The 15,409-nt window shown below is 34.6% G+C and carries 16 protein-coding genes and 1 pseudogene; all 17 read right to left on the reverse strand.

Annotated elements, in window-relative coordinates:
* Window positions 1-288, reverse strand: a 288-nt coding sequence (locus ACHABU_RS20100; protein WP_435766743.1) for a hypothetical protein, incomplete at its 3' end; no start/stop codon positions are given.
* A 989-nt stretch (window positions 289-1,277) separates the two neighbouring features.
* Entirely contained in the window at window positions 1,278-1,910 is a 633-nt protein-coding gene (locus ACHABU_RS20105) for a hypothetical protein (protein WP_435766744.1), read from the reverse strand.
* Window positions 1,900-2,811 carry a hypothetical protein gene (locus ACHABU_RS20110; protein ID WP_435766745.1) on the reverse strand — a complete coding sequence of 304 codons (912 nt, stop codon included), beginning with the start codon at window positions 2,809-2,811 and terminating at the stop codon, window positions 1,900-1,902. Before ACHABU_RS20110 ends, ACHABU_RS20105 begins: the two co-directional genes overlap by 11 nt.
* A 253-nt stretch (window positions 2,812-3,064) precedes the next feature.
* The gene (locus ACHABU_RS20115; RefSeq protein WP_435766746.1) at window positions 3,065-4,444 is read right to left on the reverse strand and encodes a hypothetical protein; all 1,380 of its coding nucleotides are present in this window, start codon (window positions 4,442-4,444) and stop codon (window positions 3,065-3,067) included.
* Window positions 4,445-4,689: 245 nt separating this feature from the next.
* Window positions 4,690-4,881: a hypothetical protein gene (locus ACHABU_RS20120; RefSeq protein WP_435766747.1), complete on the reverse strand. Its 192-nt coding sequence runs from the start codon at window positions 4,879-4,881 to the stop codon at window positions 4,690-4,692.
* A gap of 70 nt (window positions 4,882-4,951) precedes the next feature.
* Window positions 4,952-5,482 carry a hypothetical protein gene (locus tag ACHABU_RS20125; RefSeq protein ID WP_435766748.1) on the reverse strand — a complete coding sequence of 177 codons (531 nt, stop codon included), beginning with the start codon at window positions 5,480-5,482 and terminating at the stop codon, window positions 4,952-4,954.
* 178 nt (window positions 5,483-5,660) lie between these two features.
* The gene (locus ACHABU_RS20130; RefSeq protein WP_435766749.1) at window positions 5,661-6,161 is read right to left on the reverse strand and encodes a hypothetical protein; all 501 of its coding nucleotides are present in this window, start codon (window positions 6,159-6,161) and stop codon (window positions 5,661-5,663) included.
* Between the two features lie 324 nt (window positions 6,162-6,485).
* The gene (locus ACHABU_RS20135; RefSeq protein WP_435766750.1) at window positions 6,486-6,749 is read right to left on the reverse strand and encodes an EamA family transporter; all 264 of its coding nucleotides are present in this window, start codon (window positions 6,747-6,749) and stop codon (window positions 6,486-6,488) included.
* Between the two features lie 195 nt (window positions 6,750-6,944).
* Window positions 6,945-7,691, reverse strand: coding sequence for a hypothetical protein (locus tag ACHABU_RS20140; RefSeq protein ID WP_435766751.1), 747 nt, complete (start codon window positions 7,689-7,691; stop codon window positions 6,945-6,947).
* Between the two features lie 114 nt (window positions 7,692-7,805).
* On the reverse strand, window positions 7,806-8,864 hold the full coding sequence (locus tag ACHABU_RS20145) for an NADH:flavin oxidoreductase/NADH oxidase (RefSeq protein WP_087975003.1): 1,059 nt from the start codon (window positions 8,862-8,864) through the stop codon (window positions 7,806-7,808).
* A gap of 135 nt (window positions 8,865-8,999) precedes the next feature.
* The gene (locus tag ACHABU_RS20150) at window positions 9,000-9,425 is read right to left on the reverse strand and encodes a hypothetical protein (protein WP_435766752.1); all 426 of its coding nucleotides are present in this window, start codon (window positions 9,423-9,425) and stop codon (window positions 9,000-9,002) included.
* A 202-nt stretch (window positions 9,426-9,627) separates the two neighbouring features.
* Window positions 9,628-9,966 carry an ArsR/SmtB family transcription factor gene (locus ACHABU_RS20155; RefSeq protein WP_435766753.1) on the reverse strand — a complete coding sequence of 113 codons (339 nt, stop codon included), beginning with the start codon at window positions 9,964-9,966 and terminating at the stop codon, window positions 9,628-9,630.
* A 208-nt stretch (window positions 9,967-10,174) separates the two neighbouring features.
* Window positions 10,175-11,194 (reverse strand): LLM class flavin-dependent oxidoreductase, encoded by a 1,020-nt coding sequence (locus tag ACHABU_RS20160; protein ID WP_435766754.1) that lies wholly within the window; start codon window positions 11,192-11,194, stop codon window positions 10,175-10,177.
* Window positions 11,195-11,257: 63 nt separating this feature from the next.
* On the reverse strand, window positions 11,258-12,208 hold the full coding sequence (locus ACHABU_RS20165; protein ID WP_435766755.1) for a nuclear transport factor 2 family protein: 951 nt from the start codon (window positions 12,206-12,208) through the stop codon (window positions 11,258-11,260).
* Between the two features lie 73 nt (window positions 12,209-12,281).
* Entirely contained in the window at window positions 12,282-13,304 is a 1,023-nt protein-coding gene (locus ACHABU_RS20170) for an LLM class flavin-dependent oxidoreductase (RefSeq protein WP_435766756.1), read from the reverse strand.
* A gap of 603 nt (window positions 13,305-13,907) precedes the next feature.
* Window positions 13,908-15,032 (reverse strand): NADH-dependent flavin oxidoreductase, encoded by a 1,125-nt coding sequence (locus ACHABU_RS20175; protein WP_435766757.1) that lies wholly within the window; start codon window positions 15,030-15,032, stop codon window positions 13,908-13,910.
* Window positions 15,033-15,118: 86 nt separating this feature from the next.
* A pseudogene (locus tag ACHABU_RS20180) lies at window positions 15,119-15,295 on the reverse strand (hypothetical protein); the annotation flags it as partial.
* Window positions 15,296-15,409: the final 114 nt, after the last annotated feature.

Here is a 15,409-nt window from a genome sequence, read left to right on the forward strand (position 1 = left end):
GTTTCCTTTGTAAGTCGGTATAGACGCGAATGGTTTGTATCGATTTTCAAAGGGATCATCACCGCAATTAATCAGGTAATGGATAGTAGTAGATCCACAAAGTTGACATGCATACAAACCTACGCCATGCCAGTTATCATGTCCTCCCGTAGTACGATAGCACCCTAGGTTAATTTGAGTTCCAGTTTGTAGACAGTGCATGCATTGTCTAGGTTCTTCGATTGAATATTCGTCGTAATCAACTTTATTTTGTTCGTGATCGTACCAATGAAATTGTGAATAACTCATAAAACTACCTCCAGTTAATATTGATTATATCCTAACACAAAGAAAGAAGAGGATACTATCATATGGAACATAAACTACATTTAATCAAACTTCTAGAATTTATAGATCCCATCTATTTTAGATTATCAAGAATGGCTAAATGTTGGAATGTCTTTAAAGTCAGAAGGTTATACAGCTTCTGATTGAGAAGATTGGAGCCGCCTGGATAATGGGAGATACAATCCCGGTGAATGCTTCAATTCGCAAGGGATCCTGATGCGTTGATTGATTTAGTAGAACTTGATTTGACGGAAGACATAATCAAACATTAGGAAGCAAATGCTGCAGCTTCGATTTATGCGAGGGAAATTGAAAAGGCCAATTATGATTACTTTGATGAACATGTTGAAATAAACGATCAGCAAGCATAGCGCAGATGACATCCATGATAAAAACGTGCTGAATGAGGGTGATTTTGCACGAGTGAGTGCAGAGATAGATAAAGCAATCAATAAGATTAAGAAACGCTTTGCTTGGCGCGTTGAGGGTACATGATGGGAATATCCGAAGTTCGACACAGTAATATGTGGTTTGAATATCCAATTAAAATCCCTAAAAAGGAACATGCTGTTTCTAATGCTTTTTCATAGAAGTGACACTTTATAGTTATGTTACCCCCTTACGAATGAAGGGGGTTACTTTATATAAACTACCAAGCAATAAAGATTTATATCCAATATACTGTATTTTATTTTTATGGATAGGTTCATACATTCATTTAAATCCAACGGAACCTCTATCTCGCATAATAATAACTTCTTTTTCATTCAATCTTACTAACCTGCCCCTATTATAAATTCAACAAAAAACGGTGCTTCTCGTAATTTAAGAATGGCACCAGTTAGTTGAATTAAAAATTACTGACTCGGTTGCATAATCGCATCGCCGATTAATTTATCTATTTTTAATATCATATATTTCTCTTTCAAGAGTTTCAACCTTTCTCCTTTTTAATCTAATTTATCTTTTAGTAATTTTAAAATTGGTTCCTTACATTTTTCTCTTTTATAAAAATAATCGTTATTATTAGTAGGACCTAAGATTTTAGGTTGTATTGTTTGGTCTTTTTCAGTTTCTATAACAAGGGTTGCAGCAAAATTATCATTCTCTACAGTTGTCTCATGATATACCCCTAGTTCTACGCTATAAAAATCTCTTTTATTATAAGTAGTACTATTTTTGAGAGTACATGTTAGTAATTCCTCGGTCGGGCTTAATAACGAACCACCATTACTATACTCAGCTTTGTAAGTCCTATATAAATTACCGCTACCACTTCCTAACTCATAAATATGATTGGTAACAGAACCCGCTAAGATAAAGCTATTCACTTGAAAAATATGATCGTGAATTGGCATAGGTGGAAATTGAGTTTTTCTATGACCTTCTAACCAAACATGCAACCTTAAATCACCTATATTAGGAATATAGCTAAGTTTAGAATGAACAAACCCTAATGGATGCCAATTAAATATTATATCACTACCCTTTTGTTCTATATAGGCCTTAAAATCTTTTAATATTTCATCGGGTGATTCATTTTTTAACAGTTTATTTGTTAGATGTTTTAATTCAGTATCCATATGGATTTTCCCCTTTCTTTACTAATTCAGCGATATCGTTAAAGTCATCATCATCCAGTAAACTTATATTTAATCCTAAGGAAGTAATAAATTCCCGTATTTTTGCCCCATTTAATTCATTAAAGAGAATGCCTTCTATATCTTTAGTAAGAATATTACTTTGACTTAAACTTAGCCTTAAATCTTCTAGGTATGATTTAAAAAAGAATGTTTCTTTTTCACACATTAGTGCTGGTTCACTAGTATCTTCTTTTGTTATTACGACTAAGTTCGTTGATAAATCAATCCTAAACATTGAATAATGATCTATTAGTCCTATCGTTACTTCCAACAGCGGCTGCTCTTTTTTCCACGAATAAGCAGACACTATTGTTGCTAAAATTTCCTTTTTTATTTTTTTATGATCCCATGTTTTTTTATTGCCTGATCTAATTCGGTTTCTATATTTCACATAACTTGAACAGACTCCATCATTATCTGGATTAATCAAGATTAATACTATTTTTTTAGAAAAATTTGAGAATCTTGCATCGGTAGCCAATTTAGGTATAGTCTTTGATCTTGTGAATCTTCCAGTTCCTCCCGCAAACCAATATTCATCAGTATCTCTTGCCTTCTCTAAATAATCTTTAATTTCTTTTGGATTAATTATATCCATTTGAGATTTTTTTACTACACGAGGGGTAAGCCAAAATGCAAGAGAAGCAATAATTACAGTACTAACTCCTGTAGAAAGTATTGCGTCTAGAATTGTATTGAAGATAATAATCAGTTCCTGATTTAAATATATGGAAACTTTAGGAACTAATAATAACCTTATAAATAATATAAGTATAAATAAAACGCCGCTTATGAAGAAAAAAATTTTTCTAGCATATTTAGATAATAGTATTTGCTCCATATTTCCTCCGCAAAATATAAATATATTTAATATATTATAACATTAAAAATATAAACTATCTTCTATAATCTGAACCGATAGGTGAATAGGAGCTAAAGACTACTAACCTGCCCCTATAGTATAAATCCAACAAAAAAAAGTGCGATTCCTTCTTAAAAGTTCGCACCAGATAGTTTAAGTATATTTTTATTGTCTCCGTGTTTGTAGCATCACTATACTAATCTCTAAACTTCGCAATGAGTTATTTATCATTTTATAAAGCAAATCTACGGTTGAATAACTTATTAATTGCTAATCTGACATTTGCTCTAGAAATACCTACATCACTTAAAACCATTGCATAATAAAGCCACTCTAAAACTATCAAATCTATTATTACATATGAATCAAATTCTTCATCAATATTACCATGTGCAATATTATTCCTCTGCGTTTCTATTCGTTCGGAAATATCCGAGTATTTTATTTCAGTCACACCATTCCAATTATATAATTGTCTAATAAACAAATTTAGCTCATTACTAAATTCATTCAACGCCCAATTAATTTTATCTGATAATGTCATATTGCTCCTTAACAATAAATTTCTATAGCTTTTAAAATACTTTTTTTTCTTACCGGTATTTTCCTCTATTTTCTCTTCTAAAAACGTTAGAATTTCTTGCTTTTGATTCTTGTATTTTTCTTCACTTACTTTACTTAATTCTTTATAAGTGAAACGAAATTGCCACTCAAACCCAGCTGTTATCATAATAATACGAGCAGGTGTTATTAGGTTTTTATCAAATGAGTTCTCTGGAATATGTGTTATATATATATCTTTTTCAGCTAACTTTTCAAATAGTTGCCCTAAATGTTCTTCTAAAAGAGGAAAATCAATTAAACGTTCTTGCAATATTTTTTTCTCTTCAGTATCATGCGATTTTAATTCTTTTATATATAATCTTCCAACCTTCCGATATTTACCTTCTTCATTTTTCTTTTTTAGAATTAAATGTTTGAAATTAATATTTTTCCTGTATGTAATAAATTTCAAAAAACTGTAAGTTACATTTGCTAATCTCTCAACCAATTCAAATTCATTAGTAGGTTTAAAGTAGAGATTCAGTTCTGTTTGTAATTTGATGGGCATAGTAGATACATGTGAATAAGTTCTTGATATATTTAAGTTACCTTGTATGGTTTGACCCTCAATGTGAAATTCAAATTGTTTGCCAGTATTTTCGAATGGTTCCATTTTTAATTCTGATTGTCCGGTATCTGGAGAATACATAAATGAATATGATTGTTTTATATTGTGAAACCAATTTAGTTCTTCCGCATGGATTTGTATTCCATCATATGATGTCTCTTCCTGCTCAAAAATTATATATGAATATAACGAAGCACTGTGTGTTTTGGCACCTGTTTTAATAATATCTGCAACATTAAAATGAATTTCTTTTCCGTTATCAAAGTCATTTCCTTTTAATAGATTTGGTGTATTACTAATTTTAGAATCTGTATTAAATAGGGACTCTATATCATCAATGAAAATCTTATCCCTATTTTCAATTTCTTCATTTTCAAGAGTAAAATTTTGTAACTTAAAGACACAGGTTTTTTCCTCATATTTCAATAATCCCGTTATCAATTCTAAAACCTCCTTAAAATCTATTTTAACAAGCATAAATGTTCCTTTAGAGCTTGGACTTATTTCTGAACAAGGATTAAAGAGGACTCTTCCACTAACCCACTATTCAATTTAACAACGTCACTACATTTCAATACTAACATAATATTCCAACAGCATTATTATATTTTCACCCCAAAAAGGCGACCGTCAATAATCACCTTTTTTTACTATCGAACCAGTTTGTTGAATATCAAGTCTGTTAGTTACCCTTCCTTTTTGTAAAAAGATGCTGATAAAAATATAGTTATTCCAATAAGAATAAAAGCAATTGATTGAGGAAAATCTTTTAATGAAAAACCTGCAGAAAGCTCTTGTATAAATAAGTAAATCCCTAATAATAAAAAAATGATTCCTAGCACAAAATTGATTTTCCCAACAAGAGATAATTTTTTCAACACATCATACCCCCATTATAAATTGAGCAATTGCCCTTATTGAACAATCGTACCAGTTAATGAAATTACTTTAATTAATCAAGAAACCCAAAAAATCACCTATTCGTATTAACATATCTTCTATTTTATGTTCTTCATTTAAATTCGCTTGCCCAGTCACCGTTTCAACTTCTGATGATTCACTGCCTTCTTTTTGGTACTGTAATTCTACGGTGAAATCATAAATTATCTCTTCAGATTCTGTTTTCTCATATTCGATATTTATTACCTTAAAGTTGTAATCATATTTCATTGCTTCAATCAGTATTCCAGAACCATTATTGTTATTTACAAATTCCATATAGGAAGTTTCATTTGCAAAATAATCTTCAAAATGGTCTTTATCATATTGCAGTAAATCTTCGATACTAGATCCTTCACCATTAAATATTTCCTTTAATTCATCATCTGGACCTGTAAGAGCATTCTGTAATACAGCTTCAATTGTCTGTATATTTTCATCTTGTACTTTTGTTTCTGTGTTTTCAGTGCATCCAACCATAAATAATAGAAGTGAAGTTAATAAAGCGATTGCTAATAATTTACACGTATGTTTCTTCATATAATTTCCTCCTCTATAAGTAATACGATCAATAATGCAAGTTGGTTTCACAAGGCATTATATTCAAATCTTGTTCTTCAACAATCCTGCTAAATTAGCGAAAAAGCGACTGCACCTTCTTCAGCAATCGCACCAGTTTGTTTAAGTGAAGTTATTCACTTTTTGTTTACATTTGTACTTAGAATAGAAAAAATAGAACAAAGAACAACAAAAGAGTCCAAACAAAAGAAAAATGTATAGATTTTTTGCTTTGTTGAGGAGACCTTTGATTTTTGTGTTCAATTGAAAAAATAAACAGGAAAATTAAAAAAAGGAAATAAACAAAAAATACATAAAGTAGGGAACGCCATTGTTCTACCCAAGTCATAACGGGACCGATAGTTCCCCCAATTATAAACAGAATAGTCGATAAGATACCTACAATAACAGAAATTTTTGGCATAATAGCCCAAATTGGATGATTAAGGAAGCTTTTTTCTTTTTTCGCCTCAAATAAAAATATTAAATAAAAAAAGGTTACAACCAATGCAACAATGAAGAAAGTGCCGTATGCAGAATTTACAGCCGTCCACTCCCCAGACATTGGTTGAGTAGTTCTATTTCCACTTATGTATTCTAACGACCACATAGACACCACAATTAAAGAAATCATTAGTATCTGATATAAAGACCATTTCACACTATATACCCCCTAATAACTTATAAGTAATACTAATATTAAAGTTTCATTTTCCTCTTTCACTAAACTGCCAGATAGCTCAACAGCCTTTTATTTAACATTAACATAATATTCCTAACATTATTAGCAAAAGAAAAAAACAATCGAATTTGGATTGTCTTTTTCTTTTGCACCATTTAGTGGAAGAATGTAATACTTGCTAAACATATAATGAAAAATAAAGATGGTGGTTCAATCTAAATTTCCCTATTCTTGAAATACCTTTCAAAAAGTATCTGTTGTAAGGTATATTGCACGAAACTCTGTATTAATGTAATTAGCGATCTATCTAATAATGGATTTAATGTTAACTGTAATAATATCTGTTACAACTAGAACTAATGCTATTACGATAAACCAATTCATCGTTTCTTCTGGAATTAAAATAGCTAACAAAATGGCGCCGAAAACAGGTATTAAAAATTTATAAATACTTATTTCACAAGCCTTGTTATACTTCAAACCAGAATACCAAAGTACAAATGAAACAGCTGAAAGCAATGCTGTATATATTAACAATCCCCAACCAAACGGAGTAAAGGTAATCATATTGTCATCGTACTGAGAAAGTCCAATGAATAGGAGTAATAGAGAACCGTTAGTTAATCAGTGTAAATGGATGGATATCTACTGCTAGCTTTTTAGCCAAAAATGCGCTTTATCAATAGTGTGCAGCCTCTGGAATATCCCAAACATCAAACACACCACATTTTTCATTAAAGTACAGTCATTTTTTAAATATACTTATTTGACTATTGGTAACCAGCCAGGTCTAGCTTCTATATATTCCCACATAGCATCAGGTAACGCTAAATCCTTACTATCTTCCATATGAACCTCAGTACGAATTGTATCTTCTTCTCCTGCTTTCACTTTTTGAATCCAATCAGGCTCTATAATAAGCCCTCTTCCGATTGCCACAAGTGGAATATCAAGTTGATCCAATGCTTGTAAGGCATTATCTGGTGTTACTATAGAGCCAACACCAATAATAGGGATATTGTTTCCAAGCTTATCTTTAATAATATTGATGACTGGAGTTTTATTTTCCTTATCACGAATAGAACTCTGTGCTACATTTCCAATTGAAACATGAATATAGTCAAGTCCTTGATCTTTTAATTTCAGCAATAAAGTCAATGTATCATCAAGTGTAATTCCTGGTTCTTCTAATTCTTCTGGAGAAATACGGTAACCATAAATAAATGGCTTGTCCGCGTATTTTTCAATAGCTGCTTTTACAGCTTGTACAACAGCAAGTGGAAAATTCATACGTTTTTCAAGTGATCCACCCCAGTGATCATTTCTGCGATTAGAATGTGGAGAGAAAAACTGTTGAATCAAGTAGGTATTCGCTCCATGTACTTCTACTCCATCAAAAAAATAAGTCCCCTCTTTTTTCCAACCCCCATAATGACTTAACTTTTCTTCAACAAAAGGCATGAGAAGATTAAATTTACGAGCATGTGTGGTCGGAAACACTCGGAACATTTCATCTCCAATTTCAGGATTTTTCGCCAACTTTGATTTTTAAAAGTAACTCATAGAATACCTAGAACTCACTTATTTTTTAAGACAGAATATACAAAGGAAAAGCATTCAAAATTATTTTCTGTTTACGTTTTTCAAGCTTCTAAAACTAGCCATATACTGACTTGGTACCTCAGTCTCTTTGTTCAATTGAACCGCAGCTTCCAATGCCCAATGAGGGTTTCGTAACATTCCTCGTCCGACAGCTACAAGGTCTGCCTCTTCATTTCCAATAACAGCGTTTGCCAATGTTGGGTCATCCAATCTTCCAACTGCAATAACCGGAACATTCAGGTCCTTCTTAATTTCTCCAGCTAGCGGTACTTGATAGCCACCATGTGTACCAGGTCTTCCAAACGTTCCAGCGGTACCCAGAGGACCTTCACCACCGGAAGAGATATGGAAGATGTCCACTCCTGCTTTTTGGTATTCTTTTGCCAACCCGATACTTTCCTTGATTCCATATCCACCTTGTGCATATTCTTTGGCGGATAAACGCATTATTAACGGCATATCTTCTGGCATTTCAGCTTTTGCTGACTCAATAACTTCTCGCCCGAACTTAGTGGGATCTTTTCCATATTCATCGTCTCTTTTATTTGTCAAAGGAGAGTGGAATTGATGAATTAAATAACCATGAGCACCATGAATTTCAATGGTATCTATTCCTGCTTTAATGGCGCGTTGTACAGACTCACGAAACTTCTCAACCATTTCCTTTACTTCCTCCGTTGACAAGGCTCTCGGTATTTTTGAATCTTCATCATATGGAATAGCAGAAGGCGCAACTGGCACCGCAGCGTCTTCTGCCTTACGTCCAGCGTGAGCGATTTGAATACCAACTTTTGCTCCATATCGCTGACAAGCTTCTACAATTCTTGCTAAAGCAGGAATTTGCTCATCTGACCATAATCCTAAGTCATAGTCTGTAATACGGCCATCACCTTCGACATCTGTCATTTCAATTATAATAAGACTTGCGCCACCAATCGCCCTATTTACATAGTGTAAGTAATGCCAGTCCGTAGCAATTCCATCTTTCTTTTCAACCGAGTATTGACACATCGGTGGCATAACAATACGGTTTTTCAATTCCAATCCTTTTACTTTATAAGGGCTAAATAAATGTTCCATTCTAAAAAAACTCCTTTTTTGGTTTTATTCATTACAGTTCTGTTCCATGCCATCGCATCTAAATACTTTCTTGAACACGAATTCAACTTTTGGTATATAGTGAAGCCATTCGAACTCCCTCACTCAGGCTATTCATTAAACATCATGTGTAGTAAATTTAGGTAAAATCTTTTCTCCTATCTCCTGAATCATCTTACCCATTGCCCGTTTAGCAATATAAGGGACGAATACCAAATAGATTACCCCAATTGCTTGAAATTTATATAGTAGTTCTAGCAAATAGTTACGTCCCAAACGAAAACCTAAGGGGACTTTCGTTGGTAGTTCATTGGGGTTTCCCAATAAGTCGATATATAAGGTTTGCGTAAACGGTTTGAATACTCCCAGTTGTTTCATACCTGATAATTCACCACAATCTTTCACTAATAGGGCTTGCTCTTCGAAACTCCTTGGATATTGCATCCAGCCATCACCGTGTTCGGCGATCCTCTCTATAGATTGCTGGCAAAACTCAATCACCATCGTTGGAATGGAGGTAACAGGGTTTGGCATTAACTTCATGCTCCCTCCATTTATGGTGCCAAAATCAGAATCATCCAAAATGCTTTATTTTACGAGCGAGTTCCACTGTAATAAAATGACTCTTGGGTTTACAACACACTTCGAAACAATGAAAAATAAGCTACCAAAAATGGATATCTTTATGATACATCCGGTTAAATGCCTTGTGATGTTTAAAACTCATCTCATCCCTCCTATTATATTACAGCTTTTTATCGATAAAACTTTCTAATTGCTTAATCACATCTTCATTTCTCCGGTAATAGGTCCACTGGCCAATTCTTTTCGTCTCTAAAAGACCACTTTTCTGTAACAATGATAAATATTGAGAGGTCGTCGACTGTCCCAGACCTACCTTTTCGCGTATATCCCCTACACAGACTCCTCCTGGAAAGTTATCCTTCTTATGGATATGAATTTGAGGTGGGAAATTCATTTCCGGTTGCTTTAGCATTTGTATAATTTTCAACCTGGTTACATTTGATAATGCTTTAAATATATCTATTAGATTTTCTTCATTAATTTTCTGTTGTTCTCCCATCGCTTCTAAAGTCTCCTCGTTTAGATATGAGATTATTTTTGTTTCTTCATATTTAATTGTGATTTAAACTAATGGCAATCCAATGTAATAAAATATAAAACATAAATTCTTCAAACTCCACCCCCCACTTCGTCGTTCTGTCTAACAATTGGAGGTGGGGTTTAACTCAGAAAGATTTCTACTTTTTAACTTTGATCTTCTGGCCAAACTATTTTTGAAGCTCAAATAGTTCTGATAAAATTTCATAGGATCTGATACGTGATTTTTGATCATATACTTCTGCTTGTACTAGTACTTCATCAGCAGATGTACGACGAATTAAATCTTCAAATCCTTTTTCAACTGTTTGTCTATCTCCAATAATTGCTTCGGATAGTTGGGATTCTACAGACGCCCTCTCAATACTACTCCATCCTAGATTCCACAGTTTATCCATACTCACTGGAGGTTGAAGTGGCCTCGGTGTACCGCGTGCTTCGAATAAATACTTTTGGTATAAAGAAGATGATAATTCGGAAGCTTCCTCCATCGTTTCTGCTACAAATGCACTTACTGCCACTACACAATAAGGCTTTTCTAAAGTATCTGAAGGTTGAAAGCTATCCCTGTATGTTTTCAAGGCCAGCTCCAAGTTATCTGGTGCAAAGTGACTCGCAAATGAGAATGGTAATCCTAATTGTCCTGCCAGTTCCGCGCTATAAGTCCCTGAACCATGTAACCAGATTGGAACTTTCGTATTCTCACCAGGTATAGCATGAAACTCAAACATGCCATCCTGAGTAATCGTTCCAGAACCATGTAAGTAGCTATACAGTTCTTTAACTTTATCTACATACTGAGGGCCGTTTGCTGTCTGAGGATTCAACACATGAGCAGTGTTCCGATCCGTTCCAGGCGCACGTCCTAATCCTAAATCAATTCTATCGGGAAAATAGGATGCTAATACCCCAAATTGTTCCGCAACAGATAAAGGAGAGTAATGAGACAATAAAGTTGCTGCTGACCCAACTCGGATGGAGTTCGTAACAGAGGCAACTCGTCCGATAACAAGTGATGATGCAGAGCTCGCCATTCCAGCCCAATTATGATGTTCTGTTAGCCAATACCTTTTATATCCGAACCTCTCAACATTCTTTGCTAAATCTAATGTGCTTTCCAAAGCTTCTTTTGCTGATCCTCCTTCTATAATCGATGACGGATCTAAAACAGATAGAGAAATATTTTTCAAGATTAATTCCTTCTTTCATTTATAGTACCCTACTTGGATTTGCTTCATATGATAAAAATAAAACTAAATTTCAAATAATTCTCCTTCTGTATAGGTGAATTTTTCAAGCTTCCATACACCTTCTTCCAGGCGTAGTGAACAATTATAAGTTGCACCATAAATATTCCTGTCTAGCGTTTCTTTTGATACATTGTACGGAACCAAACGATACACTTGCATTGTAGCCTTATCGCCAGTTACTTCAATCCGATAATCACCAACTACGTGATGAAGATTCACACGCCCGGTTCGAAACGTCTGAAGTGTCGTCATAAATTCCCTACGCCCAGTTACTTCACCAAATGGTACGACATCTGTATAGATATCATCGGTAAGAATATCTTTCAACAGGCTAATATCCCACCGATCAACGGCCCAAGTATAGCGAGTAAACACATCTAAAATCTGAACTTCATTAGAATAATTCTCTTCAGGATGAGGGATAACATGCCACGGTGCATCAAGGCCACTAATAATAGTAGGTAATTTCACAAATGGATCCCAACCTAGTGTAGTTCTTGGTTCTTCCCATTCCCTTATCCTTAGATGGTTTCCGACTTTCCAGTCTAATTCAAAACGTATAGTTGCGATTTTCCAGCCTTCACCCGTATGCTCAAACGCATTAGCATAATGACCACTGAACCAACTTGGGTCTAATCTTTCTCCAAGATCATCTGCAAATATTCCTGTTAGATATGCACTTTGCTGACCCGTTCCTGCTGCTACCGCAATATACTCATTCGTTATATAATGGCGAGTGATATCAGCAATGACCAACGAACTGGATAATCCTTCAATAATTGCATCTCGACCTTCGAAATTACCGTGATTACTAAGACTTACTTTTGCATCCTTTAAAAATAAATGTTTTATTGACGAAAGGTCACCAGATTCATACGCTTTTGCAAACTGAGAAAAGACCTCACCAATTTCTTTACGATTTGATTTTCCCTTGTTTTGATTATCCGTACTCATTATTCATTCACTCCTAGAATTTTATCCCAAATTAACTAGCAGAAAACCCCCACTGAATGTTAGTTTCACTTTATTAATTTTGATTTATAAACTCGCTAATAATTTCATATGATTTTAGGCGATCCTCATGATTAAAGATATAAGATGTCAGCATTATTTCATCTATTTGAGCATTGTCAATAAATTTTTTGAGTTGTCCCTTAACTGTTTGAGGGCTACCTACAATACTTCCACTTATTGATTGATAGACAGCTTCTCTTTCACGTTCACTCCAAACAGTATTCATATCTCTTGCTGGTTGGATATGCACCGGATTCCCACGAACAAGTCCGAGAAAATGTTGTTCTGTTGAAGAGAACAAGAATTTCGCTTCTTCGTGGGTATCTGCTGCTGTTAGGTTCATTCCCATCATGACATATGGCTCCTTTAATATCTCTGAAGGTCTAAAATTCTCTCTGTATGCCTGAATAGCTGGGAATGTGTATGACGGAGAAAAGTGACCAGCAAATGAAAACGGAAGACCCAGCTGGGCTGCCAAACTTGCGCTGTAATCACTCGAACCTAATAACCATACAGGTATGTTAAGACCTTCACCCGGGTTAGCTTTTACCGGATTATTTGGAGCATATTTAGCTGGATTAAAATAGCCCAGCAATTCATTCACTTGTTCAGGAAACTCGGTGGTTCTGTCTCTTCTTACTGCCCTTGCCGTTAATTGATCCGTACCTGGTGCACGACCCAATCCTAAATCAATACGATTAGGATATAAGGATTCTAAAGTACCGAATTGCTCTGCGATTACTAATGGGGCATGGTTAGGTAACATAATTCCACCAGAACCAAGTCTAATTTTTGATGTTCGAGCCGCTATGTGGCTTAAGATAACCGATGTAGCCGAACTTGCGATTGGTTTCATATTATGATGTTCTGCTACCCAATAACGATTATATCCCCAGCTTTCCGCATGCTGTGCCAAGTCAAGCGTATTCCGAAAAGAATCGGCTGGTGTACTTCCTTCACTGACTGTAGCCAAGTCAAGTATGGATATTGGAATAGAACCTAGTTGTTTTTTTGTTGCATTATTTTCTTTTGACATTATTTTGTCCTCCTTATTAAATTAACAAATAGCTAGTGATAAATTTTTAGTATTATATACTAGCATTCATATACTGGGATTTTACTCCCCTAAATCTGTGCTGATTTCTAAGTTTATATGGCACCCTACATCTTGTTACATATGGAGAATATTTTTCGTAGTCAACATTTCTAAATTCAGTAAATAAATGAATAGGTCATACTATTAATCTATATATCTCAATATACCGATATTATGTGTTAAATTAAAGTAATATGCTCAGCACATTTCACTTTAATCTTAAATTCCCTTCATAAGGTGATACTGGAGATAATAAAAATATACAGAAACAGATTGATTATTTAACCTCTGAAACAAAAAAATAAAAGACAGATGAATCCCCACAATAGATAGAAAAATACTTCCTATTCATGCATTTTTGCTAAGCATTTCTCGAGATGATTTTACCTAATGCGACAGTAAAGAGGAATATTTTTTCATTCCCCCTATTCAACTAACCTGCCACTATTACAAAAAATGGTGCTTCTCCTTCCTTGTGGATCGCACCATTTAACTTAATAAAAACATTCTCGTATTCTTGGAACCAACTCTTTTATTAATACCTTATTTAACGATTGGTAACCAACCTGGTATAGCTTGTACATATTCCCACATCGCGTCAGGTAACGCTACATCTTCTTTGTCTTCCGGACGAATCTCTGTACGAATTGTATTTTCTTTTCCTGTTTTCACCTTGTTAATCCAATCAGGCTCTACAAGAAGCCCTCTTCCAATTGCTAATAGTGGAATGTTAAGTTTTTCCATTGCTCCTATTGCATCGTCTGGTGTGACAACCTGCCCAACTCCAATAATTGGAATTTCATCTCCAATTTTTTCATTAATAATATTAATAGTCGGTGTATCATTTTCCTTATTACGAATCGAACCCCGCATCACATCACCAACTGAAACATGAATATAATCAAGCCCTTGCTCTTTTAATTTCATTAATAGAGCTAGTGTGTCGTCAAGCGTGATTCCTGGCTCCTCTATTTCCTCAGGAGAAATACGGTAACCCAAAATAAATGGCTTGTCAGCATGTTTTTCGATTGCTGATTTTACAGAATCAACAACAGCAAGTGGGAAATTCATTCGTTTTTCCAGCGTTCCACCCCAGTGATCATCTCTACGATTAGAATGCGGAGAGAAAAATTGTTGAATTAAGTACGTATTTGCTCCGTGAATTTCCACCCCATCAAAACCTGCTTGAATCGCTCTTCTCGTTGCCTCACCAAAAGCCTTAATGATGTCGCGGATTTCTTCATCTTGTAATGCTCTCGGGGTCTCTGCACCCTCACGCGGAGCCGCGACTGCACTGGCACTAACAGGTTGAAGCCCTCTTAGCCAGCTTGAAGGAGCCATGCGACCCACATGGAAAATTTGTAAGATAGCCTTTGTACCTGTACTTTGGATTGTTTTCGCTAGTTTTGTAAGACTTTCAATATGCTTATCTGATGCAGCACTCAACGAGCCTGCAAATTTACCATTTTCTCTTACTTGTGCACAAGAAGTAATTACTGCACCAAGACCAGTTGTTCTACGTTTGTAGTAGATATGTTCATCTGTCGTAACCATCCCATTTTCAAAAGCTGAATCAGTCGTCATAGGTGACATGATAATACGATTATCAATTGTTGCACCTGATGCAAAAGTAAATGGTTCAAATAACTTATCATATTTATTGTTCATTTTTTATATCCTCCAATATTTATATTGTTTTCGCGTATATCTGTATATCAAAATAAACAAATATATATAAGTGAATTTTTCTTGTTTCAATTAAAAATCCAATGTTGTATTACGAGTAGCCTTCTTAGAATAGAGCCATTCATAAGTTTATCCCTATAAAAACAGATTATACTACCAAATACTATAACCACATCAACTGCTAAAGGTTGTCCAGTAATTGCACTAGCAGCGTCAGATGCCAAGAAAGCTATTGCATTACCAACTTCTTTAGCGTCTAGTAATTACTTGTACCTAAAACCCGGAGAATTTGCTTGTCCTTCATAATAGGTGTCATCTTTCATACTCGAAATGGATGAGAGTCTGACGATTCATCTTCA

It is taken from the genome of Oceanobacillus sp. CF4.6 (assembly GCF_051262635.1).
In the GTDB taxonomy this organism is placed as follows: domain Bacteria; phylum Bacillota; class Bacilli; order Bacillales; family Amphibacillaceae; genus Oceanobacillus.

Bases quoted from the DNA above. Each gene is read 5' to 3' on its own strand.
- ACHABU_RS20105 (WP_435766744.1), bottom strand. From the start codon at position 1,910: ATGGATACTGAATTAAAACATCTAACAAATAAACTGTTAAAAAATGAA.
- ACHABU_RS20110 (WP_435766745.1), bottom strand. From the start codon at position 2,811: ATGGAGCAAATACTATTATCTAAATATGCTAGAAAAATTTTTTTCTTC.
- ACHABU_RS20135 (WP_435766750.1), bottom strand. From the start codon at position 6,749: ATGATTACCTTTACTCCGTTTGGTTGGGGATTGTTAATATATACAGCA.
- ACHABU_RS20145 (WP_087975003.1), bottom strand. From the start codon at position 8,864: ATGGAACATTTATTTAGCCCTTATAAAGTAAAAGGATTGGAATTGAAA.
- ACHABU_RS20165 (WP_435766755.1), bottom strand. From the start codon at position 12,208: ATGAGTACGGATAATCAAAACAAGGGAAAATCAAATCGTAAAGAAATT.
- ACHABU_RS20140 (WP_435766751.1), bottom strand. From the start codon at position 7,691: ATGTTCCGAGTGTTTCCGACCACACATGCTCGTAAATTTAATCTTCTC.
- ACHABU_RS20170 (WP_435766756.1), bottom strand. From the start codon at position 13,304: ATGTCAAAAGAAAATAATGCAACAAAAAAACAACTAGGTTCTATTCCA.
- ACHABU_RS20155 (WP_435766753.1), bottom strand. From the start codon at position 9,966: ATGGGAGAACAACAGAAAATTAATGAAGAAAATCTAATAGATATATTT.
- ACHABU_RS20150 (WP_435766752.1), bottom strand. From the start codon at position 9,425: ATGAAGTTAATGCCAAACCCTGTTACCTCCATTCCAACGATGGTGATT.
- ACHABU_RS20125 (WP_435766748.1), bottom strand. From the start codon at position 5,482: ATGAAGAAACATACGTGTAAATTATTAGCAATCGCTTTATTAACTTCA.
- ACHABU_RS20175 (WP_435766757.1), bottom strand. From the start codon at position 15,032: ATGAACAATAAATATGATAAGTTATTTGAACCATTTACTTTTGCATCA.